The sequence below is a fragment of the Streptomyces sp. NBC_01116 genome, from assembly GCF_041435495.1.
In the GTDB taxonomy this organism is placed as follows: domain Bacteria; phylum Actinomycetota; class Actinomycetes; order Streptomycetales; family Streptomycetaceae; genus Streptomyces.
In genome coordinates, this window is record NZ_CP108644.1 from 2107912 (window position 1) to 2134111 (window position 26200).

The 26200-nt window shown below is 72.9% G+C and carries 22 protein-coding genes; 15 read left to right on the forward strand and 7 right to left on the reverse strand.

The genetic code is table 11. The features are described from left to right. The first annotated feature begins 58 nt into the window (after window positions 1–58). The 8 genes from OG245_RS09200 to OG245_RS09235 all read left to right on the forward strand — a co-directional run bounded on the left by OG245_RS09200 (window position 59) and on the right by OG245_RS09235 (window position 11678). Complete coding sequence (locus OG245_RS09200; RefSeq protein WP_371623027.1) at window positions 59–841, forward strand: adenosylcobinamide-GDP ribazoletransferase; 783 nt, start codon at window positions 59–61, stop codon at window positions 839–841. Between the two features lie 203 nt (window positions 842–1044). After that, on the forward strand, window positions 1045–2592 hold the full coding sequence (locus tag OG245_RS09205; protein WP_371623028.1) for a leucyl aminopeptidase: 1548 nt from the start codon (window positions 1045–1047) through the stop codon (window positions 2590–2592). Window positions 2593–2961: 369 nt separating this feature from the next. Further along, complete coding sequence (gene lpdA, locus OG245_RS09210) at window positions 2962–4350, forward strand: dihydrolipoyl dehydrogenase (protein WP_007451187.1); 1389 nt, start codon at window positions 2962–2964, stop codon at window positions 4348–4350. Window positions 4351–4412: 62 nt separating this feature from the next. Further along, the gene (gene sucB, locus OG245_RS09215) at window positions 4413–6242 is read left to right on the forward strand and encodes a 2-oxoglutarate dehydrogenase, E2 component, dihydrolipoamide succinyltransferase (RefSeq protein WP_371623029.1); all 1830 of its coding nucleotides are present in this window, start codon (window positions 4413–4415) and stop codon (window positions 6240–6242) included. 147 nt (window positions 6243–6389) lie between these two features. Next, the gene (locus OG245_RS09220) at window positions 6390–7013 is read left to right on the forward strand and encodes a GntR family transcriptional regulator (protein WP_007452799.1); all 624 of its coding nucleotides are present in this window, start codon (window positions 6390–6392) and stop codon (window positions 7011–7013) included. A 266-nt stretch (window positions 7014–7279) separates the two neighbouring features. Beyond that, entirely contained in the window at window positions 7280–9952 is a 2673-nt protein-coding gene (aceE, locus tag OG245_RS09225) for a pyruvate dehydrogenase (acetyl-transferring), homodimeric type (protein WP_371623030.1), read from the forward strand. Between the two features lie 158 nt (window positions 9953–10110). Next, window positions 10111–11094, forward strand: a complete 984-nt coding sequence (locus OG245_RS09230) for a helix-turn-helix transcriptional regulator (RefSeq protein ID WP_371623031.1) — start codon at window positions 10111–10113, stop codon at window positions 11092–11094. A gap of 62 nt (window positions 11095–11156) precedes the next feature. Further along, entirely contained in the window at window positions 11157–11678 is a 522-nt protein-coding gene (locus OG245_RS09235; protein ID WP_371623032.1) for a DUF4240 domain-containing protein, read from the forward strand. Between the two features lie 10 nt (window positions 11679–11688). Here OG245_RS09235 and OG245_RS09240 read toward each other — a convergent pair whose 3' ends face one another. Then, window positions 11689–12216 (reverse strand): N-acetyltransferase family protein, encoded by a 528-nt coding sequence (locus OG245_RS09240; protein ID WP_371623033.1) that lies wholly within the window; start codon window positions 12214–12216, stop codon window positions 11689–11691. Window positions 12217–12278: 62 nt separating this feature from the next. Here OG245_RS09240 and OG245_RS09245 point away from each other — a divergent pair, with 62 nt between their 5' ends. Continuing rightward, window positions 12279–13178, forward strand: coding sequence for a TIGR01777 family oxidoreductase (locus tag OG245_RS09245; protein ID WP_371623034.1), 900 nt, complete (start codon window positions 12279–12281; stop codon window positions 13176–13178). A 260-nt stretch (window positions 13179–13438) separates the two neighbouring features. Then, a complete protein-coding gene (locus tag OG245_RS09250; protein ID WP_371623035.1) occupies window positions 13439–14842 on the forward strand; it encodes an FAD-dependent oxidoreductase in 1404 nt (467 codons plus the stop codon). Between the two features lie 127 nt (window positions 14843–14969). On the opposite strand, the gene OG245_RS09255 is transcribed toward OG245_RS09250, so the two are convergent. After that, complete coding sequence (locus tag OG245_RS09255; protein WP_371623036.1) at window positions 14970–16601, reverse strand: regulator; 1632 nt, start codon at window positions 16599–16601, stop codon at window positions 14970–14972. A gap of 324 nt (window positions 16602–16925) precedes the next feature. On the opposite strand from OG245_RS09255, the gene lipB reads away from it, so the two are divergent. From lipB to OG245_RS09275, 4 genes are all read left to right on the forward strand, one after another. Beyond that, window positions 16926–17744, forward strand: coding sequence for a lipoyl(octanoyl) transferase LipB (lipB, locus tag OG245_RS09260; RefSeq protein WP_371623037.1), 819 nt, complete (start codon window positions 16926–16928; stop codon window positions 17742–17744). Between the two features lie 215 nt (window positions 17745–17959). Beyond that, window positions 17960–18940 carry a lipoyl synthase gene (lipA, locus tag OG245_RS09265; protein ID WP_371623038.1) on the forward strand — a complete coding sequence of 327 codons (981 nt, stop codon included), beginning with the start codon at window positions 17960–17962 and terminating at the stop codon, window positions 18938–18940. Window positions 18941–19209: 269 nt separating this feature from the next. Next, window positions 19210–19410 carry a hypothetical protein gene (locus OG245_RS09270; protein WP_018958119.1) on the forward strand — a complete coding sequence of 67 codons (201 nt, stop codon included), beginning with the start codon at window positions 19210–19212 and terminating at the stop codon, window positions 19408–19410. Between the two features lie 30 nt (window positions 19411–19440). Next, window positions 19441–20148, forward strand: coding sequence for a DUF4191 domain-containing protein (locus OG245_RS09275; RefSeq protein WP_371623039.1), 708 nt, complete (start codon window positions 19441–19443; stop codon window positions 20146–20148). Between the two features lie 90 nt (window positions 20149–20238). Here OG245_RS09275 and OG245_RS09280 read toward each other — a convergent pair whose 3' ends face one another. Beyond that, a complete protein-coding gene (locus OG245_RS09280) occupies window positions 20239–20646 on the reverse strand; it encodes an RDD family protein (RefSeq protein WP_371627846.1) in 408 nt (135 codons plus the stop codon). Between the two features lie 281 nt (window positions 20647–20927). On the opposite strand from OG245_RS09280, the gene glnA reads away from it, so the two are divergent. Continuing rightward, a complete protein-coding gene (glnA, locus tag OG245_RS09285; protein WP_371623040.1) occupies window positions 20928–22337 on the forward strand; it encodes a type I glutamate--ammonia ligase in 1410 nt (469 codons plus the stop codon). 91 nt (window positions 22338–22428) lie between these two features. Here the strand turns inward: glnA and OG245_RS09290 are convergent, their stop codons facing one another. The 4 genes from OG245_RS09290 to OG245_RS09305 are packed head-to-tail and all read right to left on the reverse strand — an operon-like array spanning window position 22429 to window position 26180. Then, on the reverse strand, window positions 22429–23184 hold the full coding sequence (locus OG245_RS09290; protein ID WP_371623041.1) for a thioesterase II family protein: 756 nt from the start codon (window positions 23182–23184) through the stop codon (window positions 22429–22431). Then, window positions 23181–23954, reverse strand: a complete 774-nt coding sequence (locus OG245_RS09295; RefSeq protein ID WP_371623042.1) for a thioesterase II family protein — start codon at window positions 23952–23954, stop codon at window positions 23181–23183. Before OG245_RS09295 ends, OG245_RS09290 begins: the two co-directional genes overlap by 4 nt. Further along, window positions 23951–24667: a 4'-phosphopantetheinyl transferase superfamily protein gene (locus OG245_RS09300; protein ID WP_371623043.1), complete on the reverse strand. Its 717-nt coding sequence runs from the start codon at window positions 24665–24667 to the stop codon at window positions 23951–23953. Before OG245_RS09300 ends, OG245_RS09295 begins: the two co-directional genes overlap by 4 nt. Before the next feature lies 1 nt (window position 24668). Then, window positions 24669–26180: an amino acid adenylation domain-containing protein gene (locus OG245_RS09305; RefSeq protein WP_371623044.1), complete on the reverse strand. Its 1512-nt coding sequence runs from the start codon at window positions 26178–26180 to the stop codon at window positions 24669–24671. Window positions 26181–26200: the final 20 nt, after the last annotated feature.

Consider the following 26200-nt stretch of genomic DNA (forward strand, 5'->3'; position numbering starts at 1 on the left):
GGCGATTGGCGCGTTTCGCCCAATCTATCGGCGGTGCCCAGCGGCTAGCCTGCGCGCGGTGACCTCCCTGAACAGCCACGGCATACGTTTCGCCTTCGGCACCCTGACCGTGCTGCCCGTCCGCGTGACCCGCTGGGACCGCGCGACCGCCCGCTCCGGCATGCTCTGCGCCCCGCTCGCCGGGCTCGTCGTGGGGCTGCTCGCCGGAGCCCTCGGCTCGGTGTCGCTGCTGGCGGGATCGGGGCCGCTGCTCGCGGCGGTCGCCTCCGTCGCGGTGCCCGCCGCCCTCACCCGGGGGCTGCACCTGGACGGTCTGGCGGACACGGCGGACGGCCTCGGCAGCGGGAAGCCGGCCGAGGACGCGCTGCGGATCATGAAGCAGTCCGACATTGGGCCGTTCGGTGTCATCACGCTCCTCCTGGTGCTGCTGGCCCAGGTCGCCGTCCTCTTCGAGCTGTACGGGGAGGGCTGGGCGCACGGGGCCCTCGGGGCCGTCGTCGCGGGCGTCACCGCCCGCCTCGCGCTGACCCTGGCGTCCCGTCAGGGCGTCCCGGCGGCCCGGCCCGAGGGGCTCGGCGCGGTGGTGGCGTCCACGGTCCCGGCCGGGTGGGCGCTGTTCGCGGCGGGGGTGACGGTGGCGCTGTGCGCGACGGGGGGCGCGCTGTCCGGCCCGTACGGGGCGCTGCACCACGCACTCGCGGTGCTCGGCGCGCTCGCCGCGGGCGAACTGCTGCTGCGGCACTGCGTGCGGCGGTTCGGCGGGGTCACCGGGGACGTCTTCGGGGGCGTCGAGGAGACCGCGGCGACGGCGGCCCTGGTGGTGCTGGCGCTGGGTTCCTGACGGTCCGGCAGCGCCGGGGGCGGTGCCGCGGCGGGCGGAACCGACCTCCTTAGCAGTCCGGAACAGCCCGCCGCCGTCACGGAGCAGGAACCGCGCGCGTAGGCTCATTCCCGGCACATCGTCGGGGCGTCTACGATGCGCCGGGCACGGTCGGCCCACCCCTCGACCGAACTCGAACTCAACGGAAGCGAGATTTCACCACCGTGACTGCTCTCACTCTCAGCACTGCCGGTGCGGCGACGCTGCGCGCCGACGCACTCGTCGTCGGCGTCGCCAAGGGCGTCAAGGGACCGGTCCTGGCACCCGGCTCCGAGGCCGTGGACAAGGCGTTCGACGGAAAGCTCGCCGCCGTCCTCGCGACCCTGGGCGCCACCGGTGCCGAGGGCGAACTGACCAAGCTGCCCGCCGCGTCCGGCCTCAAGGCCCCGGTCGTCGTCGCGGTCGGCCTCGGTCCGGTCCCGGACAAGGAGGACGCCTACGACGCCGAGGCGCTGCGCCGTGCGGCGGGCACCGCGGCCCGTGCGCTGACCGGCGCCAAGAAGGCCGGCTTCGCGCTGCCCGCCTCCTCCGTCGAGGACGCCGCCGCCGTCGCCGAGGGCGCGCTCCTGGGCGCGTACGCCTTCACCGCCTACCAGGGTGGCGAGAACAAGCTGGCCCCCAAGGACGCGAAGTCCAAGGACAGTGGCCCGAAACTGCCGCTCGCCGAGGTGGCCCTGCTCGGCGCCAAGCCGCGCGACAAGGCGTACAAGGCGGCCGTCGAGCGCGCCCTGGCCCTGGTCGAGGAGATCAACCGGGCCCGCGACCTGATCAACACCCCGCCGAACGACCTGTACCCGGAGTCCTTCGCCGCCGTGGCCACCGCCGCGGGCAAGGAGCACGGCATCAAGGTCCAGGTCCTCGACGAGAAGGCCCTCGTCAAGGGCGGCTACGGCGGCATCCTCGGCGTCGGCCAGGGCGCCGAGCGCGGCCCGCGCCTGGTGAAGCTCGCCTACACGCACCCGAAGGCGGAGAAGACCCTGGCCCTGGTGGGCAAGGGCATCACCTACGACTCGGGCGGCATCTCGCTCAAGCCGGCCGGCCACAACGAGACGATGAAGTGCGACATGGCCGGCGCCGCCGCCGTGTTCGCCGCCGTCGTCTCGGCCGCCCGTCTGGGCCTCAGGGTCAACGTCACCGGCTGGCTGGCGCTGGCCGAGAACATGCCCTCCGGCAACGCCACCCGCCCCGGTGACGTGCTGCGCATGTACAGCGGCAAGACCGTCGAGGTCCTCAACACCGACGCCGAGGGCCGGCTCGTCCTGGCCGACGCGCTGACCCGCGCCTCGGAGGAGAAGCCGGACGCGATCGTCGACGTGGCGACCCTGACCGGCGCGATGGTGCTGGCGCTCGGCAACCGCACCTTCGGTGTGATGGCCAACGACGACGCCTTCCGCACCTCGATCCACGAGATCGCCGAGGAGGTCGGCGAGCCCTCCTGGCCGATGCCGCTCCCCGCCGACCTGCGCAAGGGCATGGACTCCCCCACCGCCGACATCGCCAACATGGGCGAGCGGATGGGCGGCGGCCTGGTGGCCGGCCTGTTCCTGAAGGAGTTCGTGGGCGAGGGCATCGCCTGGGCGCACCTGGACATCGCCGGCCCGGCCTTCCACGAGGGCGCGCCGTACGGCTACACGCCCAAGGGCGGCACGGGCTCCGCGGTCCGCACCCTGGTGCGGCTCGCCGAGCGCACCGCCGACGGCGACCTCGGCTGAGTTCCCGCCTTCCGTCGCGTACGGCCCCGGGCATAGGTCCGGGGCCGTACGTGTTCTCCGAGCGGAAGCGGCAAGGATGAGCGGCACAGGGCGGTCGAGCGACCAAGGGCGAGCGGGTTTCGCTCTCGACGAACACCGCCCGAATCCGCAGGTATCTACGCAGCAGTAACCCTCCGGAACGGACGATCATCCGTTCCGGACCCGGGCCCCGCGTCCCGCCCGCCGTCGACAAGTGCGAAGATGGGTTCTCGGCAGGACAGGGCCCCCACCACAGGGCCGAAGACAAAAGCGGCCGCACACCAGCCGACCGGCCGGTCACACCCCAGCGACGGGGCCCGGCGTACGGCGCACATGCATGGAGGACGTGACGTGGCGAACGACGCCAGCACCGTTTTCGACCTAGTGATCCTCGGCGGTGGCAGTGGCGGTTACGCCGCGGCCCTGCGCGGAGCGCAGCTGGGCCTGGACGTCGCCCTGATCGAGAAGGGCAAGGTCGGCGGCACCTGCCTGCACAACGGCTGCATTCCCACGAAGGCACTGCTGCACGCGGGCGAGATCGCGGACCAGGCCCGCGAGTCGGCCCAGTTCGGCGTGAAGGCGACCTTCGAGGGCATCGACATGGAGGCCGTCAACAAGTACAAGGACGAGGTGATCTCGGGCCTGTACAAGGGTCTCCAGGGGCTCATCGCCTCGCGGAAGGTCCACTACATCGAGGGTGAGGGCAAGCTCTCCTCCCCCACCTCGGTGGACGTGAACGGCCAGCGCGTCCAGGGCCGCCACGTGCTGCTGGCGACCGGCTCCGTGCCGAAGTCGCTGCCCGGCCTGGAGATCGACGGCAACCGGATCATCTCCTCGGACCACGCGCTGAAGATGGACCGCGTCCCGAAGTCCGCGATCGTGCTGGGCGGCGGCGTCATCGGCGTCGAGTTCGCCTCGGCGTGGAAGTCCTTCGGCACCGAGATCACCATCGTCGAGGGCCTCAAGCACCTCGTCCCGGTCGAGGACGAGAACAGCTCCAAGCTTCTTGAGCGCGCGTTCCGCAAGCGCGGCATCAAGTTCAACCTCGGCACCTTCTTCGACAAGGCCGAGTACACCGAGGACGGCGTCCGCGTGACGCTCGCCGACGGCAAGACCTTCGAGGCGGAGCTGCTGCTCGTCGCCATCGGCCGCGGCCCGGTCTCGCAGGGCCTGGGCTACGAGGAGCAGGGCGTCGCGATGGACCGCGGCTACGTCCTGGTCGACGAGTACATGCAGACCAACGTCCCAACGATCTCGGCCGTGGGCGACCTCGTCCCGACCCTCCAGCTCGCCCACGTCGGCTTCGCCGAGGGCATCCTGGTGGCGGAGCGGCTGGCCGGTCTCAAGACCGTCCCGATCGACTACGACGGCGTGCCCAAGGTGACGTACTGCCACCCCGAGGTCGCCTCCGTCGGCATCACCGAGGCCAAGGCCAAGGAGATCTACGGCGCGGACAAGGTCGTCGCCCTCAAGTACAACCTCGCGGGCAACGGCAAGAGCAAGATCCTCAAGACCGCGGGCGAGATCAAGCTCGTCCAGGTCAAGGACGGTGCCGTGGTCGGCGTCCACATGGTGGGCGACCGCATGGGCGAGCAGGTCGGCGAAGCACAGCTGATCTACAACTGGGAGGCGCTGCCCTCCGAGGTCGCCCAGCTCATCCACGCACACCCGACGCAGAACGAGGCGATGGGCGAGGCTCACCTGGCGCTGGCCGGCAAGCCTCTCCACGCCCACGACTGATCCCCCGGTCCCGGGCGCGACGACCGACCACTTCCGCAATTTCGTAAGGAGCAACTGAAACCATGTCGGTTTCCGTAACCCTTCCGGCGCTCGGCGAGAGCGTCACCGAGGGCACTGTCACCCGTTGGCTGAAGGCCGAGGGCGAGCGCGTCGAGGCCGACGAGCCGTTGCTCGAGGTCTCGACCGACAAGGTCGACACCGAGATCCCGGCCCCCGCGTCCGGCGTTCTGTCGTCCATCAAGGTCGCCGAGGACGAGACCGTCGAGGTCGGCGCCGAGCTGGCCGTCATCGACGACGGCTCGGGCGCTCCGGCCGAGGCCGAGGCCCCCGCCGCCGAGGAGGCCCCGGCCGCCGAGGCTCCGGCCCCCGCGGCCGCCGAGGCTCCGGCCCCCGCGGCCGCCGAGGAGCCCGCCGCCCCGGCCCAGGAGGCCCCCCAGGCCGAGGCCCCGGCCGCCTCCGGCGGTTCCGCCGAGGGCACCGACGTCACCCTCCCGGCGCTCGGCGAGAGCGTCACCGAGGGCACCGTCACCCGCTGGCTCAAGGAGGTCGGCGAGGAGGTGGCCGAGGACGAGCCGCTGCTGGAGGTCTCCACGGACAAGGTCGACACCGAGATCCCCGCCCCGGTCGCCGGGGTGCTGCTGGAGATCGTGGTCGGCGAGGACGAGACCGCCGAGGTCGGCGCCAGGCTCGCGGTCATCGGCGCCCCGGGCGCGGCTCCGGCCGCCGCTCCGGCGCAGCCCGCCGCCCCGGCCCAGGAGGCCCCGAAGGCCGAAGAGCCGAAGGCAGAGGCACCGAAGGCCGAAGAGCCGAAGCAGGAGGCCCCCGCGGCTCCCGCCCCGGCCCCCGCCGCTCCGGCAGCCCCCGCCGCTCCGGCAGCCCCCGCGGCTCCGGCCGCTCCGGCTCCGGCGCAGCCCGCCCCCGCCGCCCCGGCGCCGGCCGCCCCGGCCGCGCCCTCCGGTGACGACGGCGCGTACGTCACGCCGCTGGTCCGCAAGCTCGCGTCCGAGAACAACGTGGACCTGAGCGCGGTCAAGGGCACCGGCGTCGGTGGCCGGATCCGCAAGCAGGACGTCGTCGCCGCCGCGGAGGCCGCCAAGGCCGCCGCAGCCGCTCCGGCCCCGGCCGCTGCTCCCGCGGCCGCCAAGGAGCCGAAGCTGGAGGCGTCCCCGCTGCGCGGTCAGACGGTCAAGATGACCCGCATGCGCAAGGTCATCGGCGAGAACATGATGAAGGCGCTGCACTCGCAGGCCCAGCTGACCTCGGTCCTCGAGGTCGACATCACCAAGCTGATGAAGCTGCGCAACCAGGCGAAGGCCGCCTTCGCCGCCCGTGAGGGCGTCAAGCTGTCCCCGATGCCGTTCTTCGTGAAGGCGGCGGCCCAGGCGCTGAAGGCCCACCCGGTCGTCAACGCCCGGATCAACGAGGACGAGGGCACCATCACGTACTTCGACTCGGAGAACATCGGCATCGCCGTGGACGCCGAGAAGGGTCTGATGACCCCGGTCATCAAGGGTGCGGGCGACCTGAACATCGCCGGTATCTCCAAGAAGACCGCGGAGCTCGCGGGCAAGGCGCGCGGTGGCGGCCTGACGCCGGACGACATGTCCGGCGCCACCTTCACCATCAGCAACACCGGTTCGCGCGGCGCCCTGTTCGACACGGTCATCGTGCCGCCGAACCAGGCCGCCATCCTGGGCATCGGCGCCACGGTCCGCCGCCCGGTGGTCATCGACCACCCGGACCTCGGCGAGACCATCGCGGTGCGCGACATGACCTACCTCTCGCTCTCCTACGACCACCGTCTGGTGGACGGCGCGGACGCCGCCCGCTACCTGACGTCGGTCAAGGCGATCCTGGAGGCCGGTGAGTTCGAGGTCGAGCTCGGCCTCTGAACACCCCTGCTGTAACCAGCCTCACCAGCGACGCCCTCGTCCGGAACTCATCCGGGCGGGGGCGTCGCCGTATTGTCTAATCACCACCGGCCCCCCGTGGGGCCGTGATGATGTAGGCAGCACCGGTCTGCCCTGAAGGAGCCCTCCATGACCCCGCCCGTCGTCCACTCGCTGCGCGAACAGATCCGCGAGCACATCGTGGAGGGGATCGTCAGCGGGCGCTGGAAGCCGGGTGAGCGGATCGTGGAGCGCCGCATCGCCACCGAGCTGGAGGTCAGCCAGACGCCCGTGCGCGAGGCGCTGCGCGAGCTGGAGACACTGCGGCTGATCGAGTCGGCCCCCAACAAGGGCGTCCGCGTCCGCAACCTCACCGCGGCCGACCTGGAGGAGAGCTACCCGGTCCGGGCCGGCCTGGAGCAGATCGCGGCGGAGCTGGCGGCCCCGCGGCTCGGCCGGGACTGCTCGGCGCTGGCCCCGCACGTGGCCGCGCTGTACGAGGCGGACCGGCTGGCCGACGGCGAGGCGCAGGTGCGGCACACGGTCGGCTTCCACCGGGAGATGGTGCGGGCGGCCGGGAACGCGGTGCTGCTGCACACCTGGGAGGGGCTGGGCATCGAGGTGTTCACGGCCCTGTCGATCCGCTGGCTGGGCACCGTGCAGAAGTCGTACGCGGAGGAGCACCAGGCGCTCATCGACGCGTTCCTCGCCGAGGACCCGGGGATCGGGGCCCTGGTGAAGGCGCACGTGCTGGGCTGCGCTCCGCGCGCCTGAGCCCTCCGCCGGCGCCGATCATCTGGCTCCCAGCCTGCTCTTCCGTGCAGGTCAGCGCCCTATTTGCGCGCAATTTCGCGTCACTCCGTGCCCCATTTCGAGGCACCCCATGCCACTTTTCTTCGTATCGAGAAGTTTTGCCTTCAATCCTTTGATCGATCATCGATCAGCGCCTTACAGTTCATCTCGCGGGCCCACCGGCCCCATCGCCCTGTCCTGCCAGCCAGGGCCTTCTCCACCCCCCTCCTCCCCGGAAGGCGGCGATCATGACCGACCCCGTAGGAAAGCTTCCGAGCGAGCTCGACCAGCTCCCGGACCGCGACCCCGAGGAGACCGCCGAATGGGCGGCCTCCCTGGACGCCGTCACCCGGGCCGCCGGCCCGCACCGTGCCGCGTACCTGATGCGCCGCTCGCTGCAGCACGCCGAGGGCGCCGGTCTCGCGCTGCCCAAGCTGCTGGAGACCGATTACGTCAACACCATCCCGACCGCCGCCGAGCCCGAGTTCGACGGCGACCTGGCGATGGAGTCGAGGATCACCGCGTGGAACCGCTGGAACGCGGCCGCGATGGTGACCCGGGGCGCCCGGTACGGGGTCGGCGGCCACATCGCCACCTTCGCCTCGGCGGCCTGGCTCTACGAGACCGGCTTCAACCACTTCTTCCGCGGCAAGGAGGGGGACGGCTCCGGTGACCAGCTCTACATCCAGGGCCACGCCTCCCCCGGCATCTACGCCCGCGCCTTCCTCGACGGCCGGATCGGCGAGCAGCAGCTCGACAACTTCCGCCAGGAGTCCGGTGGCGAGGGCCTGCCCTCCTACCCGCACCCGCGGCGGCTGCCCTGGCTGTGGGAGTTCCCCACCGTGTCGATGGGCCTCGGCCCGCTCTCGGCCATCTACCAGGCGCGCTTCAACCGCTATCTGGCCAACCGCAGCATCAAGGACACCGCCAACTCGCACGTCTGGGCCTTCCTGGGCGACGGCGAGATGGACGAGCCCGAGTCGACGGCCGCCCTCGCGCTGGCCTCCCGTGAGCAGCTCGACAACCTGACCTTCGTCATCAACTGCAACCTGCAGCGCCTCGACGGCCCGGTCCGCGCCAACTTCCGCGTGGTCCAGGAGCTGGAGGCGCAGTTCCGCGGGGCCGGCTGGAACGTCGTCAAGACGCTCTGGGGCAACGCCTGGGACGAGCTGTTCCAGCTGGACACCCAGGGTGCGCTGCTGCGCCGCCTGCGGGAGGTCCCGGACGCGCAGTTCCAGACGTACGCCACCCGCGACGTCGCCTACATCCGCGAGCACTTCTTCGGCACCGAGCCCGCGCTCGTCGAGCTGGCGAAGCTGCTGACCGACGCGAAGATCGGCGAGTGCTTCTACACCTCGCGCGGCGGCCACGAGGCCCGCAAGGTGTACGCGGCGTACCGGGCGGCCGTGGAGCACAAGGGCGCGCCGACCGTGATCCTGGCCCAGACGGTCAAGGGCTACACGCTCGGCAAGGGCTTCGAGTCCAAGAACGCCAACCACCAGATGAAGAAGCTGTCGATCGACGAGTTCAAGGGCATGCGCGAGCTGCTCGGCCTCCCGATCCCCAACAGCGCCTTCGAGGACGGTCTCGTCCCCTACGGCCACCCCGGCGCCGACTCCCCCGAGGTCCGCTACCTCCAGGAGCGCCGTGCCGCCCTCGGTGGCCCGGCCCCGGCCCGCCGGATGCACGCCTCCGCGCCGCTGCCGCAGCCCGAGGAGCGCGCGTTCAAGGCCCTGTACAAGGGGTCCGGCAAGCAGGAGATGGCCACCACCATGGCGTTCGTCCGCCTGGTGAAGGACCTGATGCGGGACAAGGAGACCGGCAAGCGCTGGGTGCCGATCGTCCCGGACGAGGCCCGTACCTTCGGTATGGAGTCCCTCTTCCCCTCCGCCGGCATCTACTCGCCGCTGGGTCAGACCTACGACCCGGTCGACCGCGACCAGCTGATGTACTACAAGGAGGCCAAGGACGGCCAGATCCTCAACGAGGGGATCACCGAGGCCGGGGCCATGGCCGACTTCATCGCCGCCGCCACGTCGTACGCGACGCACGGCGAGACGATGATCCCGTTCTACATCTTCTACTCGATGTTCGGCTGGCAGCGGACCGGCGACCAGATGTGGCAGCTCGCCGACCAGCTCGGCAAGGGCTTCATCGTCGGCGCGACGGCGGGCCGGACGACCCTGACGGGCGAGGGCCTCCAGCACGCGGACGGCCACTCGCACCTGATCGCGGCCACCAACCCGGCCTCGCTCAACTACGACCCGGCGTTCGCGTACGAGGTCGCGGTGATCGTCAAGGACGGTCTGCGCCGGATGTACGGCCCCGACGCCGAGGACGTCTTCTACTACCTGACGGTCTACAACGAGCCGAAGCCCCAGCCCGCGATGCCCGAGGGCGTCGAGGAGGGCATCGTCAAGGGCCTGTACCGCTTCAAGGAGGGCACGCCCGCGAAAGCGGACGCGCCGCGCCTTCAGCTGCTGGCCTCCGGTACGGCGATCCACTGGGCCCTGGAGGCCCAGGAGTTGCTGGCCGCCGACTGGGGTGTCACGGCCGACGTCTGGTCCGCCACCTCGTGGGGCGAGCTGCGCCGCGACGCGCTGGAGTCCGACGAGGCGCTGCTCCGCGGTGAGCAGCGGGTCCCGTACGTGACGCAGGCGCTCTCCGGCGCGCCGGGCCCGGTGCTCGCGGTCAGCGACTGGATGCGCCAGGTCCCGGACCAGATCAGCCAGTGGGTGGAGCAGGACTGGTCCTCGCTCGGCACGGACGGCTTCGGCCTCTCCGACACCCGCGCCGCGGCCCGCCGCCACTTCGGCGTCGACGCCCAGTCGATCGTGGTGGCCTCGCTGGCCCAGCTCGCCAAGCGCGGCGAGGTCCCGGCCTCCGCGATCAAGGAGGCCCGGGAGCGCTACGGGCTCTGAGCCCACTCCCGTACGAGCCCCTCCTCTACGCAACCGGAGCCCCCGGTCACCGGAGCGTGCGCGTCCGACAACGCGCCCGCCCGGCGGCCGGGGGCTCCGGCGTGGGCCCGGGTGCTGCGGCGGTCATCGCGGGGCGCGCCTGCCGCCACAATGGGCCCATGCGCGCTGCCCGGCTGATCAAGATGGTGCTGCTCCTGCAGGCCCGCCCCGCGATGACCGCCGCCGAGCTGGCGGCCGAGCTGGAGGTGTCCGAGCGTACGGTCACCCGGGACGCGCAGGCGCTCTCCGACGCGGGCGTCCCGGTGTACGCGGAGCGCGGCCGGGCCGGCGGCTACCGGCTCGTCGGCGGCTACCGCACCCGGCTGACCGGCCTCGCCCGGGACGAGGCCGAGGCGCTGTTCCTCTCCGGGCTGCCCGCCGCGCTGCGCGAGATGGGCCTGGAGGACGCGGCGTCGGCCGCCCGCCTCAAGGTGTCGGCGGCGCTGCTGCCCTCCCTCCGCGACGCCTCCTCCTCCGCCGCCCGGCGCTTCCACCTGGACGCCCCCTCCTGGTACCACGAGCCGGAGACCCCCGGGCTGTTGCCCGTGATCGCCGACGCGGTCTGGGACGACCGGCTGCTGCGGGCCCGCTACCGCAGGGGCGGGGGCCGCGAGCGGGAGGGGCCGGAGGTGGCGCGCGAGCTGGCTCCGTACGGTCTCGTCCTCAAGGCCGGGGTCTGGTATCTCTGCGCGCGGGCGGGCGAGGACTTCCGGGTCTACCGGATCGACCGGTTCACGGCCGTGGAGCCCGCCGAGGAGCGCTTCGACCGGGACGAGACCTTCGACCTGCCCGGGTTCTGGGAGGAGCGGGCCGCCGGGTTCGCCCGGTCCCTGCTGCGCGGTGAGGTGACCGTACGGGTGTCCGGGCGCGGGGCGCGGATGCTGGCGTACACCGGTGACCGGGCGGCGGCGGCCACCGCGCTCGCGGAGGCCTCCGAGCCCGGCCCGGACGGGTGGCGCACCCTGAACCTGCCGGTGGAATCGCTGGACGTGGCCTACGGCCAGCTGCTCGCGCTGGGACCCGAGTTGGAGGTCCTGGCACCCGATGCGCTGCGGATCCGGTTCGCGGACGCCGCCGAACGTCTGCGCGAGATGTATCGCTGAAAGGCTTCAATTCGGTGTCAGCGCGTGCGGGAGCCCTCCGCAGGCTGGATGCTGGACCCGTGATGGACGAAACGGAATTCTGGGAGATCATCGACAGCACCCGCGAGGCCGCCGAAGGCGACCCCGAGGACCACGCCGACCTGCTGGTGGAACGGCTGGTGCAGCTCGATCCCGATTCCGTGCTGGACTTCGCCCGGCACTTCGAGGCCCGCTACAACCGCGCCTACCACTGGGATCTGTGGGGTGCGGCGGCCGTGCTGCTGGGCGGGGCGAGCGACGACGCGTTCGACTACTTCCGCTGCTGGCTGATCGGCCAGGGCCGGGAGGTGTTCGAGGGGGCGCTGCACGATCCGGACGGCCTGGCGGAGCTGCTGGAGGACTTCGACGAGCGGATCGACGGGGACGGCGAGGAGTTGGGCTACGCGGCCGACGAGGCGTACGAGCAGCTCACCGGCGTGGTCGCGCCGGACCTGGGGCTGCCGCCGCAGGCCGCGGAGCCGCTGGGCTCCCCGGTCGACTTCGAGGACGAGGAGGCGCTCGCCGCCCGCTTCCCCGAACTGTGGGACCGCTTCGGGCCCCGGTGACCCCCGGCGCTCAGGCGGGGCCGAGCGAGCGTCCCATGCAGACGTCGTCGACGTAGCGCCCGTTCAGGAAGAACTCCCCGGGCAGCACGCCTTCGACGGCGAAGCCCTCGGAGGCGTACAGGGCGCGGGCGGGGTCGTTGTGCGCGAGCACCCGCAGCGTGATCCGGTTGGCGCCCTGGCGGCGGGCCTCGGCGCACGCGGCCCGCACCAGGATCCGCCCGACACCGGCCCCGCGCGCCCAGGTCGCCACGGCGAGGCCCCGTATCTGGCGGACGTGGGCGTTGGCGGCGAGCGGGGTGGGCGGGACGAGGCGTATGTACCCGGCGATCCGGGCCGCGCCGCCCTCCGTCTCCGCGTCCGCCTCCACCACGAGGAAGTCCTCCGGCGGATACCGCTCCCCGAAGAAGGGCTCGTACGGGGGCGCGGGCTTCGGCAGGACCGCGTGCAGCGTCGACCAGGTGGACCGGTCGAGCTCGGCGAGCCGGTCGTCGTCGGCGGGCGCGGCGGTGCGGACGGGGCGGAGGGTGAGTTGGACCATGGGGTCACTGTGCCACGCGGTGTTCCCGGTGTTCGAGGCGTTTCATGGGGCAGGATGGGCCCATGCCGAGCTCCCGTATCGCCGTCAGCGGATCGTCAGGACTCATCGGAGCGGCGCTGGTGCGCTCGCTGCGCGCCGACGGGCACGAGGTGGCCCGCCTGGTGCGCCGTCCCGCCAGAGCCGGCGACGAGGTCGAGTGGGACCCCAAGCGAAGTTACGTGGACGTGGCCGGCCTCGTCGGCTGCGACGCCGTCGTGCACCTGGCCGGGGCCGGGGTGGGCGACCACCGCTGGACCGACGCCTACAAGCAGGAGATCCGGGACAGCCGGGTCCTGGGCACCGCCGCCGTCGCCGAGGCCGTCGCCTCGCTCGACACCCCGCCCCGCGTGCTGCTCGCCGGGTCCGCCATCGGCTTCTACGGCGACACCGGGGACCGTCCGGTGGACGAGAGCGCGCCGCCCGGGGACGGGTTCCTGCCGTCGGTCTGCGAGGAGTGGGAGGCGGCCACCGTCGCCGCCGAGGAAGCGGGCGTCCGCACGGTGCACGCGCGGACCGGGCTGGTCGTGGGCCGCGAGGGCGGGGCCTGGGGGCGGCTGTTCCCGCTGTTCAAGGCGGGGCTCGGCGGGAAGCTGGGCAACGGCCGCCAGTACTGGAGCTTCATCGCTCTGCACGACCATGTCGCCGCGCTGCGCCACATCCTGGACACCGAGTCGCTGACCGGGCCGGTGAACCTGACCGGGCCGAAGCCCGTCACCAACGCCGAGGTGACCGCGGCGATGGGCCGGGTGCTGCGCCGCCCGACGCTGTTCCCCGCGCCGGCGCCCGCGTTGCGGCTCGCGCTCGGGGAGTTCGCGGAGGACGTGCTGGGCAGCCAGCGGGTGATCCCGGCGAAGCTGCTGGACTCCGGCTTCTCGTTCGCCTTCCCCGGTATCGACGGGGCGATCCGCGCCGCACTGCGCTGAGCGGGGCGGGTCTGGGCGGGGCAGGACGCGGCGGGGCGAGGCACGGCGGGGGTCGCTGGTCCGCGCCGGAGGGCCGGGGCCGCGCGACCTCCACCACCCCGCCGGGCGCGGCGCGTGCGACCCCGTGCCCCGGTGCTCCCCGGCGCGCGCGTCTGACGCAGTATCAGCCATCCTCCTAGCCTCGTTGCGAACTCCGGCATTCCGGGGGTCTGTTGGGGGCATGAGCCTCCCACCAGTCGCACCGACTCGGGGAGGGGCATGTGCGCAGCACGGCACACCACGCAGACGTGGTCATCATCGGAGCCGGAATCGCCGGCCTGTCAGCGGCCCACCTGCTCATCCGGGCGGGGCTCGGGGTCAGTGTCCTGGAGGCCGAGCCCCGGGTGGGCGGCCGGCTCGCCACCGACGAGGTGGACGGGTTCCGGCTCGACCGGCTCGGCCCGCTCCTCTGCACGTCCTGGCCCGAGCTGACCGGCACCCCGGGGCTCGGCGCCCCGGAGCTGCGGGCGTTCGCGCCGGGTGTCCTGGTCCACAGCGAGGGCCGTCGCCAGCTCACCGGCGACATACGGAGCGCGAGGGGCGCACTCAAGGCAGTGCGCACCCGATCGAGCGCCCCCCGAGCCGTCCGGGCCCCCCGGGCTCCTCGCGCACCCTGGGCGGCGCAGGGCGCGTACGGGCACGAGCACGGCGCCCCGGCGCGCGGGGGCGGCCGAGGCGGCGCGGTGACCGGCGCGATCGACCGGGCCCGGCTGGGCGCGGCGCTGTCCCGGCTGGCGGCCGTCCCGCAGGCCCGGCTCCTGGCCCGCCCGGAGCGGACCGTCGTCGGCGCCCTGCCCCGCCTGGGCCTGCCCGCCCGCACGGTGGACGGCGTCCTGCGCCCGCTGCTCACCACCCTGCTCAGCGACCCCGCCCTCGCCACGTCGAGCCGGTGCGCCGATCTCGCCCTGCGGGACTACGCGCGCGGCGGCCTGTGCGTTCCGGCGGGCGGGTCGTCCGCGCTGCCGGAGCTGCTGGCGGCCTCGCTGCCGCCGGGCACGGTCCGGACCGGGGTGCATGTGACGGCCGCCGACATCACCTCCGTACGCACCAAGGAACACGGTGAGCTGGGGTGCCGCTCCCTGCTGCTGGCGACCGGCGCGGGGGCCGCGGCCGAGCTGCTGCCCGGTCTGCGGGTGCCGTCCTTCCACCCGGTGACGGTCCTTCACCACAGCGCGCCCGCCCCGCCGCCCACGGGCAGATCACTGGTGCTGGACGGCGACCGGTCGGGCCCGGTGGCGTACACCGCGGTGATGAGCGAGGTCGACCCCTCGCGGGCGCCGGAGGGCCGGACGCTGATCACCTCGACCGTGCTCGGGACCCCGCCGCCGGACCTGGACCGCTCGGTGCGGGCGCACCTGGCGGCGCTGTACGGGGTGCCGACGGACGGCTGGGAGCTGCTGGCGGCCCATCACGACCCGGAGGCGGTGCCCGCGATGGAGGCCCCGCACGATCCGCGCCGCCCGGTGCGGGTGCTGGCCGGGCTGTACGTGTGCGGTGACCACCGGGACACGAGCACGGTCCAGGGCGCGCTGCACTCGGGGCGGCGGGCGGCCGAGGCGATCCTGACCGACCTGGCGGTCCCGGGCACGCACGAGGGGAGCCCGCACCTGCCGGAGGCGGCGTGAGGCACCCCGGGGCTCGCCCCGACCGGTGCGGTGCGGTGCGGTGCGGTGCGGTGCGGTGCGGTGCCGAGAGTCTCGGCCGGGGGCTTCCGCCGAGGATCTCGGCCGGGGGCTTCCGCCGGGCGTCGGCTCAGCCGAGGGCGGCGACCCGGTCGCGGTAGCCGCGTACGGCGACGGCGTCCCGGTAGGGCTCCAGGCTGCGCTCGAAGGCGCGTACGTACTCCGTGGCGCGCACCGAGCGCATCTCGGCCGCCTGCTGGGCGGCCTCCGCGCCCAGCAGGCAGGCCTGGTCCAGCTCGCCCAGGCCGAGCCGGGCCGAGGCGAGGACCACCCGGCAGAACAGCCTGCTGCGGGCGTACGCCGGTGCGCGCAGCTGGAGCGACCGCTCGGCGTGCTGGGCGGCGGCCCGGTACTGCTGGAGGTCGCGGTGGCAGTGGCCCAGCTCGTCGGCGAGCTGCGCCTCGTCGAAGTCGCGGGCCCAGTGCGGCACCTCGTCGCCGGGGCGTGCGGTCTCCAGGGCGTGCTCGGCCCGGGTCAGGGCGGCCGTGCAGGAGCGTGCCTCGCCGAGCACGGCGTGCCCGCGCGCCTCGACCGCGTGCAGCAGTGACTGGACGAGCAGCGGGGCGGCCGAGCCGACGCCCTGCTGGGCCACGCGGGCGAGCTGGACGGCCTCCCTGCCGTGCCCGAGGTAGACCGCCTGGCGACTCATCGTGATCAGCACGTAGGCGCCGTACCCGCGGTCCCCGGCGGCCTGGGCGAGCCGCAGCGCCTGGACGAAGTACCGCTGGGCCAGGCCGTGGGCGGCGATGTCGTACGAGGTCCAGCCGGCCAGCCGGGTCAGGTCGGCCACCGCGGCGAACAGCCGCCGCCCGGTGGCCTCGCCGTACGTGCCCCGGAGCATCGGCTCGGCCTCGTGCTCCAGATACCGCACGAGGGCCTGCCGGGCGTGGCCGCCTCCGTAGGCGTGGTCGAGGGTGCGGAACAGCTCGCCGACCGAGCGCAGCGCGGCGACGTCCCCGCCGCCGACCCGCTGGCCGGGGCCGCGGTCCGTCTGGCGCTGGCGCGGGACCACGGGGAGCGCTCCGGCCCCGGCCGGCGCCCCGGCGGCGGGCGGATGCGGGGCGGGAGGATGCGTGACGGAGGGGTGGGCGGCGGGCGGATGCGTGCCGGACGGGCCCGGGGGTGTGGGCCGCAGCGGTCCGACGGCCGGGCGCGGCAGTCCCCGGGCCTCGGCGCGCGGCGTCCCGCCGGGGCGGCCGGGCGAGGGGGCCCCGGCCTCTCCCCCGGCCCGGCGGGCGGCGGCGCCGTCCCGGGCCACCCATTCGTCGGCCCGGCCGATCAGCCAGTCACGGCTGGGGACGACGAGCCCGGCCGGGGTGAAGGCGATCTTGCGCAGCTCGACATGGGTGCCGGAGTCCTTGCGCCAGAGACCGCTGACGATGTCGACCGCCTCGGCGGGGGTGGCGGCGAACTCCAGGCCCGCGTAGACGGGCGCGCAGGCGTCGAGCCCGAGCTCCTGCGCGGAGAGCCGCCGCCCGAGCCGCCGGGTGAACACCTCGGCGATCAGCGCGGGCGTGGTGCCGCGCGGCTGCTGCCCCCGCAGCCAGCGGGTGACCGAGGTCTTGTCGTACCGCAGGTCGAGGCCGTGTTCGAGGCCGAGCTGATCGACCCGGCGGGCCAGGCCGGCGTGCGAGAAGCCGGCTTCCGCGATGAGTGAGGCGAGTCGGCGGTTGGGCGTGCGCTGCGGGGGTCGTTCCGACATCAGCTGTACGGTCTCCTGCCTTCGGGGCCGGACGGGCAGCCCTCATGGGAACGGCGCGAATTTAGCGGCCGCCGGAGCGGTCGCAGCCACCCTTTGCTCCACGTTCATCCGATCGTGTGAGGATTCCGGGCGGAGCTGACGGAAACGTCCGCACCGTGGACGGCCGGGCCCCGGGCCCGCACCCGGCTCCGGTCCCGGCCCCCGCACCTGCCGGGGGGCCGTTCCGGGGACGGTCGTACAGTGGACGGGGCGCGATCAGTGCAGGGTGCCGTGAACCCCGGGGACACCCCTCCGGGCACGCGGGGCCCACGTAGGGAGGCATCGGTGAGCGAACTGCGGTTCGTCCGTCTGGGCTTCGGCGAACAGGCCGTCGCATACACGGAGGCTTGGCAGAAGCAGCGCGAGGTGCACGCGGACCGGTTCGAGGACCGTGTGCCGGACACCTGTCTGCTGCTGGAGCACCCGCCCGTCTACACCGCGGGACGTCGCACGGCGGAGAGCGAGCGTCCGCTGGACGGCACTCCGGTCATCGATGTGGACCGCGGCGGGAAGATCACCTGGCACGGCCCGGGGCAGCTCGTCGGCTACCCGATCCAGAAGCTGCCGCGCCCGGTCGACGTCGTCGCGCACGTCCGCAGGCTGGAGGACGCGCTGATCCGCACGGCCGCCGACTTCGGCGTGGAGACCTCCCGGGTCGAGGGCCGCAGCGGTGTCTGGGTGCTCGGCGACCCGGTCGAGCAGCGCCAGGCGCTGGGCGGGCTCTCGCTGGACTTCGACCCGAGGCTCCAGGACGAGGAGTTCGACCCGCGGCTGAACGGCCCCGAGTACGCCCCGTCCAACGCCGGCCAGCGCCGCGAGGACCGCAAGCTGGCCGCGATCGGGATCCGGGTCGCCAAGGGCGTCACGATGCACGGCTTCGCCCTCAACGTGAACCCGGACAACACCTGGTTCGACCGGATCGTGCCGTGCGGCATCCGCGACGCGGGGGTCACGTCCCTCTCCAACGAGCTGGGCCGGGAGATCACCATCGAGGAGGTGCTGCCGGTCGCCGAGAAGCACCTGCGGGACATCCTGGAGAACGCGGAGCTCGCACCGCGCGTGGTCGAGCAGCCGAAGGCGGCCCCGGCCCCCGCCCCCGCCTAGGGGCCACCGGCCGTACCGGTCAGTAGCCCGGCCGCCACCGCCGGCCGGGGAATAGGCCCCGTCGGCCGCAGGTTGGGCAGGGGCAAGGCCGTTCGATGTACGGGCGTACCCTGGTATCAGCCGAAGAATCCAAAGCGAGTCCCTCGCGCATCGCTCGCGCATCCCACGCGAACCCGACGCGAATCCAACGCAGCAGAGAGCAAAGGGGAGCCGGAGTGTCCGCTGTCGCACCCGACGGGCGCAAGATGCTGCGCCTGGAGGTCCGGAACAGCCAGACCCCCATCGAGCGCAAGCCCGAGTGGATCAAAACGCGGGCGAAGATGGGCCCCGAGTACAAGCAGCTGCAGCAGCTGGTGAAGGGCGAAGGGCTGCACACGGTCTGCCAGGAGGCGGGCTGTCCCAACATCTTCGAGTGCTGGGAGGACCGCGAGGCCACCTTCCTCATCGGCGGCGACCAGTGCACCCGGCGCTGCGACTTCTGCCAGATCGACACGGGCAAGCCGCAGGCGCTGGACCGTGACGAGCCCCGCCGCGTCGGCGAGTCGGTCGTCACGATGGACCTGAACTACGCCACCATCACCGGCGTCGCCCGCGACGACCTGGAGGACGGCGGTGCCTGGCTGTACGCCGAGACCGTCCGCCAGATCCACACGCTCACCGCGGAGCGGGAGGCCGGCGCGACCAAGGTCGAGCTGCTGATCCCCGACTTCAACGCCGAGCCCGAGCAGCTCGCCGAGGTCTTCTCCTCGCGCCCCGAGGTGCTCGCGCACAACGTGGAGACGGTGCCGCGGATCTTCAAGCGGATCCGCCCCGGCTTCCGCTACGAGCGTTCCCTGGAGGTCATCACGCGGGCCCGCGAGGCCGGTCTGATCACCAAGTCCAACCTGATCCTCGGCATGGGCGAGACCCGCGAGGAAGTCAGCGAGGCGCTCCAGGACCTGCACGACGCAGGTTGCGAGCTCATCACGATTACGCAGTACCTGCGCCCCTCCGTACGGCACCACCCGGTCGAGCGCTGGGTGAAGCCGCACGAGTTCGTCGAGCTGAAGGACGAGGCCGACGCGATCGGCTACTCCGGCGTGATGTCGGGCCCGCTGGTGCGGTCCTCGTACCGCGCGGGGCGTCTCTTCCAGCAGGCGATGGAGGCGCGTGGCGTCGCCACCGCCGGGAGCACCCAGGCAGCACAGACCGTGTGAATCCGCTCACGAGCACTGCCGAGCAGTAACCGCGCCATCGAAGCGGTCCGGACGCTCCCCGCAGGTCGGGGACGCGTACGGACCGCTTCGGCGTGCGCGGCGGCGGAATCAAGGCTTCATTGGTGTTTGACCACCCGGTCATCCGCTGGTAACACCGAGCAATGACCCTGGGTACACGTGCGGCAGCGACCCCAGCAGCCGCCGCCGTCACTGCTTCCCGTACTCATCCGCGCCCCACCGGCGCATCCATTCCGAGGGGGAACACCACGATGCAGGCCGCCCCGGTCCGCGCCCACGCACTACCGTCCGTCACCACCGCTCTGCGCGCCGTCGAGTCGCTGCTGCTGAGCAGCGGCCAGCGCACCGCCCGCCGCAACGCCTGGACGGCCGTCCTGGAGGACCGCCGCCGCGCCAAGGACCGGGTGGAGGCCCAGCACGTGCTGGAAGCCGTGGCCGACCAGCGTTCCTAGGTCGCTCCCTCGCCACGTAAACTTCGGTACATGGCGAGGAAGGCAAAAACTGAAGGCGCGGACAGCGCCGAGAACGCAGGGCGGCTCAAGCAGATCGCCCTGACCTACAAGATGACCAGGCGGACCGACAGCAAGATCGGTCTTGTCGTCGCGGGTGTCGGAATCGTCACGTTCGGTGTCCTCCTCGGCATCGGCTTCGCGATCGGACACCCGGTCTATCTGGGCATCCTGGGCTTCGTCCTGGCCGTCCTCGCGATGGCGATCATCTTCGGCCGGCGCGCCGAGCGGGCGGCCTTCGGACAGATGGAGGGCCAGCCCGGAGCGGCGGCCGCCGTCCTGGACCGGATCGGACGCGGCTGGACCACCACCCCCGCGGTGGCGATGAACCGCAGCCAGGACGTCGTCCACCGGGCGGTCGGCAAGGCCGGCATCGTCCTGGTGGCCGAGGGCAACCCGAACCGGGTGAAGAGCCTGCTGGCGTCCGAGAAGAAGAAGATGGCCCGCATCGTGGTGGACGTGCCGGTGCACGACATCATCGTCGGCAACGGCGAGGGCCAGGTGCCCCTGAAGAAGGTCCGCACCAAGATGCTGAAGCTGCCCCGCGTCCTGACCGGCCCGCAGGTGACCTCCACCAACGACCGGCTGCGCGCGATGGGCGATCTGATGAGCAACATGCCGCTGCCGAAGGGCCCGATGCCCAAGGGCATGCGGATGCCGCGCGGCGGGAAGATGCGCTGACTGCGACGTGACGCAGAACGGGGCGGCCCCGGACCGGTGAACGGTCCCGGGGCCGCCCCGTTTCTCATGAGCGCGTCGGTGTCGGGAAGGTCACATCCGGACCTGCACGGCGCGGGACAGCCGGTCGTGCAGTCCGCGCCCGTCGCGGTCCCAGACCAGCGCGGGGATGACGAGCAGGAGCAGGACGGTCCGCACGGCGACCCGCACGAACCCGAGCCGCCCGCCGTCGTCGGCGACCACCCGGACGCCCAGGAGGCGCTTTCCGGGGGTGCAGCCGATGGTGCCGACCGTCAGCAGGCTCAGCACGAGGAAGATGCCGAGCGCCCAGTTCCCCGCCGCCTGCTGGTCACCGCGGGCGAGCAGCCCGTATGCGATCAGCATGCAGAGGGTCCAGTCGATGAAGAGGGCCCCGAAGCGCCGGCCGAGCGGAGCGACCGAGCCGGGCCCCTCCTCGGGCAGCCCGAGCCCCTTGCCCCGGTAGCCGAAGTCGGCGCCCATCTCCTCGGCGGCCGCGCGGGGCCCCGAGAGCCACGATCCGATTGCTTGCCTGTTGTCCACCCGTCCACGGTACTGCGCCGGTGTTTGCCCGAGGCCGGGCGGGGCACCGGAAACAGTCGCGGAGATGCCGCCCGCCACCGCCCCGGTTAACTTGGGCGAAACAAATGGGTCACGCTTGAGAAATCACGCCTGCCTATGGTCGGGTCCATCGTGCGCCACCGCACTGGCCGCACCACGAGCTACAACCCCGTCCCTCCCGGGCCGGGAGTAGGAGGAGTTGGATGTTCCAGAACGCCGACGAAGTGCAGAAGTACGTAGCGGACAACGACGTCAAGTTCATCGATGTCCGGTTCTGCGACCTGCCCGGGGTGATGCAGCACTTCACGATCCCGGCAGCGACCTTCGACCCGGCCGAGGAACTGGCCTTCGACGGTTCGTCGATCCGCGGCTTCCAGGCCATCCACGAGTCGGACATGGCGCTGCGCGCGGACCTGTCGACGGCACGGGTGGACCCCTTCCGCCGTGACAAGACCGTCAACATCAACTTCTTCATCCACGACCCGATCACGGGCGAGCAGTACAGCCGTGACCCGCGCAACATCGCCAAGAAGGCCGAGGCGTACCTCACCTCGACCGGCATCGCGGACACCGCGTACTTCGGCCCCGAGGCGGAGTTCTACGTCTTCGACAACGTCCGCTTCCAGACGTCGGCGAACGAGAGCTTCTACCACATCGACTCCGAGGCCGGCGCCTGGAACACCGGGTCGGAGGAGAACAACCGCGGCTACAAGGTCCGCTACAAGGGCGGCTACTTCCCGGTCCCGCCGGTGGACCACTTCGCCGACCTGCGTGCCGAGATCTCCCTGGAGCTGGACAAGAACGGCCTCCAGGTCGAGCGCCAGCACCACGAGGTCGGCACGGCCGGCCAGGCCGAGATCAACTACAAGTTCAACACGCTGCTCGCCGCGGCCGACGACCTGATGCTCTTCAAGTACATCGTGAAGAACGTCGCCTGGCGCAACGGCAAGACCGCGACCTTCATGCCGAAGCCGATCTTCGGCGACAACGGCTCGGGCATGCACGTGCACCAGTCGCTGTGGCAGGGCGGCACGCCGCTCTTCTACGACGAGCAGGGTTACGCCGGCCTCTCGGACATGGCCCGCTACTACATCGGCGGCATCCTCAAGCACGCCCCGTCGCTGCTGGCCTTCACCAACCCGACGGTCAACTCCTACCACCGCCTGGTCCCCGGCTTCGAGGCCCCGGTCAACATGGTGTACTCGCAGCGCAACCGCTCCGCCGCGATGCGCATCCCGATCACCGGCTCGAACCCGAAGGCCAAGCGCGTCGAGTTCCGCGCCCCGGACCCGTCCTCGAACCCGTACCTCGCGTTCTCCGCGCTGCTGATGGCGGGCCTGGACGGCGTGAAGAACAAGATCGAGCCGGCCGAGCCGATCGACAAGGACCTCTACGAGCTGGCTCCCGAGGAGCACGCAGGCGTCCAGCAGGTCCCGACGTCCCTCCCGGCCGTGCTCGACGCCCTGGAGGCGGACAACGAGTACCTCCAGGCGGGCGGCGTCTTCACGCCGGACCTGATCGAGACGTGGATCGACTACAAGCGCACGCACGAGATCGCCCCGATCCAGCTGCGCCCGCACCCGCACGAGTTCGAGCTGTACTTCGACATCTAGGAACACCTCTCCTGACCCGCGTCAGGAACACGGCCGAGGGCCGCCGCCTCCCCCGGGAGGCGGCGGCCCTCGGCCGTTGTCACGACCGGGTTCACGCCGGTGCGGCCGTCAGCGTCCCGCGCAGGGCCGCCAGGAGTGCGGCTTCGTTGTCGCGGAAGTAGAAGTGGCCGCCGGGGAAGGTGCGGACGGTCAGGGGCGGTGAGGTGTGGTGCTGCCAGGCCTCGGGGGCGGTGGCGGCCGGGGTGTCGGTGGCGCCGGTGAAGACCGTCGTGGGGACGGGGAGCGGGGGGCCGGGGTGGTGGCGGTGGGTTTCGGCCAGGCGCAGGTCGGCGCGGAGCGGGGCGCTGATCATCGCCCGTAGGTGGCGCGAGGCCAGGACCGGTTCGGGGATGCCGCCGTGGCGTGCCGCGACCGCTTCCAGGAAGGCGTCCTCGGGCAGGGTGTGCAAGGGATGTCCGGGGCGCGGCAGGTGCGGGGCCGGGAGGGCGGAGACGATCAGGCGGTCGGGCAGCGGGCGGCCGGTGGTGTGCAGGGCTCTGGTGATCTCGTACGCGACCAGGGCGCCCAGGCTGTGGCCGAAGAAGGAGAACGGGCCGTTGCCGAGCGGCACGTCGGTGATGAAGTCCCGCACCAGGGCGGCCAGGGTCGCGGCGTGGGGCTCCCGGTGGCGTCCGGCGCGGCCGGGGAGCCGGACCACGTGCAGGGTGGTGTCGCCGAGGCCTTCGGCCCAGCGCGCGTACTCGGCCGGGTTCCCTCCCGCGTGCGGGAAGCAGTACAGGTCCGGGGCGCCCGCGGTGGCGCCGGTCGGGGTGAGCAGCCAGCGGCGGGCCGTCGGGGCGGGGGTCATGCCGGGCGGGGGGCGAGGATGCGGCGGGACAGGTCGGGGACCAGGTCGGGGGCGGCGTCCTGGAGGTAGAAGTGGTCGCCGGGGTAGGAGACCACGGCGGTGGGGCCGGAGCCGTACGCGCGCCACTCGTCGACCCAGCGTCGCGCGTCCTCGTCCTGGGTGCCGAAGCAGGCCGTCAGCGGGGCGTCGAGCGGGGCGGCGCCGGGGGTCGGCCGGTACGTCTCGATCAGTTCGTAGTCGGCGCGGAAGGCGGGCAGCAGGAAGGCGCGGAACTCCGGGTCCGCGAGCAGTTCGCTCTCCGCCGCCCCCATGTCCAGGACGTCCGCGACGATGGCCTCGTCGCCCCGGGTGTGGATGCCCCGGGACTCGTTGCGGTGCGGCGGGACCGCTCCGGAGACCAGCAGGCCGGCCACGGGGCGGCCGAACTCCTCGCGCAGGGCGAGGGCCGTCTCGTAGGCGAGGAGGGCGCCCATGCTGTGGCCGAACAGCCACAGCGGGAGGTCGCTCCCGGTGGCCAGGACTGCGGCGAGACGGTGCGCCATGACGCGCATGTCGGTGATGACCGGGTCCGCGAAGCGCGTCTGGCGGCCGGGGTAGCAGACGGCGCTCAGCTCGATGTCCGGGGCCAGGTGGCGCGGCCAGTCGCGGAAGAACGACGGGGAGCCGCCCGCGTGCGGCAGGCAGACGAGGCGGGCCCGGGGCGTCGCACCGGGCGGGCGGGCGGTGGTGGCGGTGGCGAAGGGGTGCAGCCACTCCTGGGCGGCGTTCACGTCGGTTGGCCTTTCGGTGAGTTCGGGCGGTCGGGCACGTGCGTCGCGATCCGGTCGTCGGGCACGTGCGTCGCGATCCGGTGGTCGGGCGCGTCCGTCGCGATCGGGCCGTACGCGCAGCTGAGCGGGAGGCGTGAGGAGGCGCGCAGGCTGGCCCAGGTGTAGCGGCCCCAGGTGCCCCCGGTGGCGCCGGGTGCGGGCTCGGCGTGGAAGGCGGGGCCCGCCAGGCCGGGGCCCGCGGCCTTGCCGAGGGCTTCCTTCACCGTCCACAGCCAGGCGAACTCCCGTGCCCGCACCTGCGCCGGCAGAGCCAGCAGTGCGCCGCGGCCCCGCGGCGCGCACCACCGCAGGAGGGGGTCGGCGATCTCCCGGGGCGGCTGCTGTACGTCGATGCCCACCTCGCGGTCGTACGCGGCGCAGACGGCGACCGCCGTGCCGCTGTGGCTGACGCTGACGCCGAGGCGGGGCCGGTCGGGCAGGTGGGGGCGGCCGGTGGGCCCGTACGCGATGTCCGCGGCGGCGGCCTCGGGGAAGCGCTCGGTCAGCAGGGCGCGCAGGGCGCTCCGGCCGGCCAGGTGCGCGGTCCGCCGGGCCGGGCCCGTCAGCCGGTCCGCCCGGGCGCGGTCCCGTGCGGTGAGCGGTCCGGCGGCGGGGTTCCAGGCGGCCGAGAACAGGATCCAGACCCCGGGGGCCGCCGCCAGGCTCGGCGCCATGTCAGTCGCCCGTGCCCGCGAGCACCTTGGCCCGGTCGATCTTCCCGGTGACGCCCAGGGGCAGTTGCTCGTGCGTCCTGATCTCGGCGGGCACCATGTACACGGGCAGGGTGGCGCCGAGGGCGGTGCGCAGGGCCGTGCGGAAGGCGTCGGGGTCCTCGCGGTCGGCCCGGTTCTGGGGGACGACGTGGGCGACGAGTTGTTCGCCGCCGCCGGGGCGCTCCTCCACGCCGACGACGGCCGTGCGCACCATGTCGAGGCCGCGCAGCGCGACCTCGATCTCCTCCAGCTCGATGCGGAATCCGCGGATCTTGACCTGTCGGTCGGCGCGGCCCAGGAACACCAGCTCGTCGCCCTCGACGGCGACGAGGTCGCCGGTGCGGTAGTGGATCCCCTCGCGGCCGGGCAGTTCGACGAAGCGCTGCTCCGTGAGGTCGGGGCGGCCGAGATAGCCGGTGGCCACGCACGGTCCGCCGAGGTACAGCTCGCCGCTCTCGCCGTCGGCGGCCTCGCGGCCCTCGGCGTCCAGGACGACGGTCGTGTGTCCGGGCATGGCGTGGCCGATCGGGACGGAGGCGCCGTTCCAGCCGGGGGCGATCCAGTACAGCGTGGCCGTGATGATCGCCTCGGTCGGCCCGTAGGCGTTGCAGAGCGGGATCGAGGCGAGGGGGCCGGCCACCCAGCGGCGGACGACGCCGGGGTGCACCGCCTCACCGCCGAAGACGATCCCGCGTACCGAGGCGAGCGCGTCGCGGTCGTCCTCGGTCAGCTCCTCGCCGAAGAAGGCCTCGAAGTAGGCGGTGGTGCAGGCGATGAAGGTGACCTGGTGGAGTCGCACCCGGGCGAAGAGCTGCTGGCCGGTCCAGAGGGACGGGCCGCGCAGGAGCACGGTCGCCCCGCAGGTCAGCGGGGCCCATATCTCCTCGATGGCCGCGTCGAAGCTGGCGGAGGAGAACGAGAGCAGCACGTCCGGCTCGGTGAGTCCGTACGCCTCGCAGGTGCCCCGCAGATGCTCGGCCAGTCCGTGATGGCCGACCTGCACTCCCTTGGGGCGGCCGGTGGAGCCGGAGGTGTAGATGAGGTAGGCGGTGTCGTCCCCGGTCGCGCGGTGCGGTGAGCGGCGGGCGGCGGGCGCCGGTTCGGTGACCGGCCTGATCCGCTCGACGGGCAGGCCCGGTTCGGGGCCGTCGTCGGCGGTGTGCAGGACGAGGCGGGCCCGGGTGTCGTCGACGATGTAGCGGACGCGATCGGCCGGCATCCGCGGGTCGATGGGCGCCCAGGCGACGCCGGACAGCCAGGCTCCGAGCGCGGCGGTGACGAACTCCGCGTTGCCCGGGCCGGCCAGGATGACGGTGTCGCCGCGCTCGCAGCCGAGGTCCCGCAGGCGTGCCGCCACGGCGTGGGCGCCGTCCCAGAGCTGCCGGTAGGTGACACGGTCCCTGCCGCAGAGCAGCGCGGTCTTGTCGGGGTGGCGAAGGACGGATCCCTCGATCAGGTCGATGACGGTGGTCATGTACGTCTCCGTGGTCGGGG

Coding starts and splice junctions, on each gene's coding strand:
- sucB (WP_371623029.1), top strand. CDS start 4,413: ATGTCGGTTTCCGTAACCCTTCCGGCGCTCGGCGAGAGCGTCACCGAG.
- OG245_RS09220 (WP_007452799.1), top strand. CDS start 6,390: ATGACCCCGCCCGTCGTCCACTCGCTGCGCGAACAGATCCGCGAGCAC.
- aceE (WP_371623030.1), top strand. CDS start 7,280: ATGACCGACCCCGTAGGAAAGCTTCCGAGCGAGCTCGACCAGCTCCCG.
- OG245_RS09230 (WP_371623031.1), top strand. CDS start 10,111: ATGCGCGCTGCCCGGCTGATCAAGATGGTGCTGCTCCTGCAGGCCCGC.
- OG245_RS09235 (WP_371623032.1), top strand. CDS start 11,157: ATGGACGAAACGGAATTCTGGGAGATCATCGACAGCACCCGCGAGGCC.
- OG245_RS09240 (WP_371623033.1), bottom strand. CDS start 12,216: ATGGTCCAACTCACCCTCCGCCCCGTCCGCACCGCCGCGCCCGCCGAC.
- OG245_RS09245 (WP_371623034.1), top strand. CDS start 12,279: ATGCCGAGCTCCCGTATCGCCGTCAGCGGATCGTCAGGACTCATCGGA.
- OG245_RS09255 (WP_371623036.1), bottom strand. CDS start 16,601: ATGTCGGAACGACCCCCGCAGCGCACGCCCAACCGCCGACTCGCCTCA.
- OG245_RS09270 (WP_018958119.1), top strand. CDS start 19,210: ATGCAGGCCGCCCCGGTCCGCGCCCACGCACTACCGTCCGTCACCACC.
- OG245_RS09275 (WP_371623039.1), top strand. CDS start 19,441: ATGGCGAGGAAGGCAAAAACTGAAGGCGCGGACAGCGCCGAGAACGCA.
- OG245_RS09280 (WP_371627846.1), bottom strand. CDS start 20,646: ATGGGCGCCGACTTCGGCTACCGGGGCAAGGGGCTCGGGCTGCCCGAG.
- glnA (WP_371623040.1), top strand. CDS start 20,928: ATGTTCCAGAACGCCGACGAAGTGCAGAAGTACGTAGCGGACAACGAC.
- OG245_RS09290 (WP_371623041.1), bottom strand. CDS start 23,184: ATGACCCCCGCCCCGACGGCCCGCCGCTGGCTGCTCACCCCGACCGGC.
- OG245_RS09300 (WP_371623043.1), bottom strand. CDS start 24,667: ATGGCGCCGAGCCTGGCGGCGGCCCCCGGGGTCTGGATCCTGTTCTCG.
- OG245_RS09305 (WP_371623044.1), bottom strand. CDS start 26,180: ATGACCACCGTCATCGACCTGATCGAGGGATCCGTCCTTCGCCACCCC.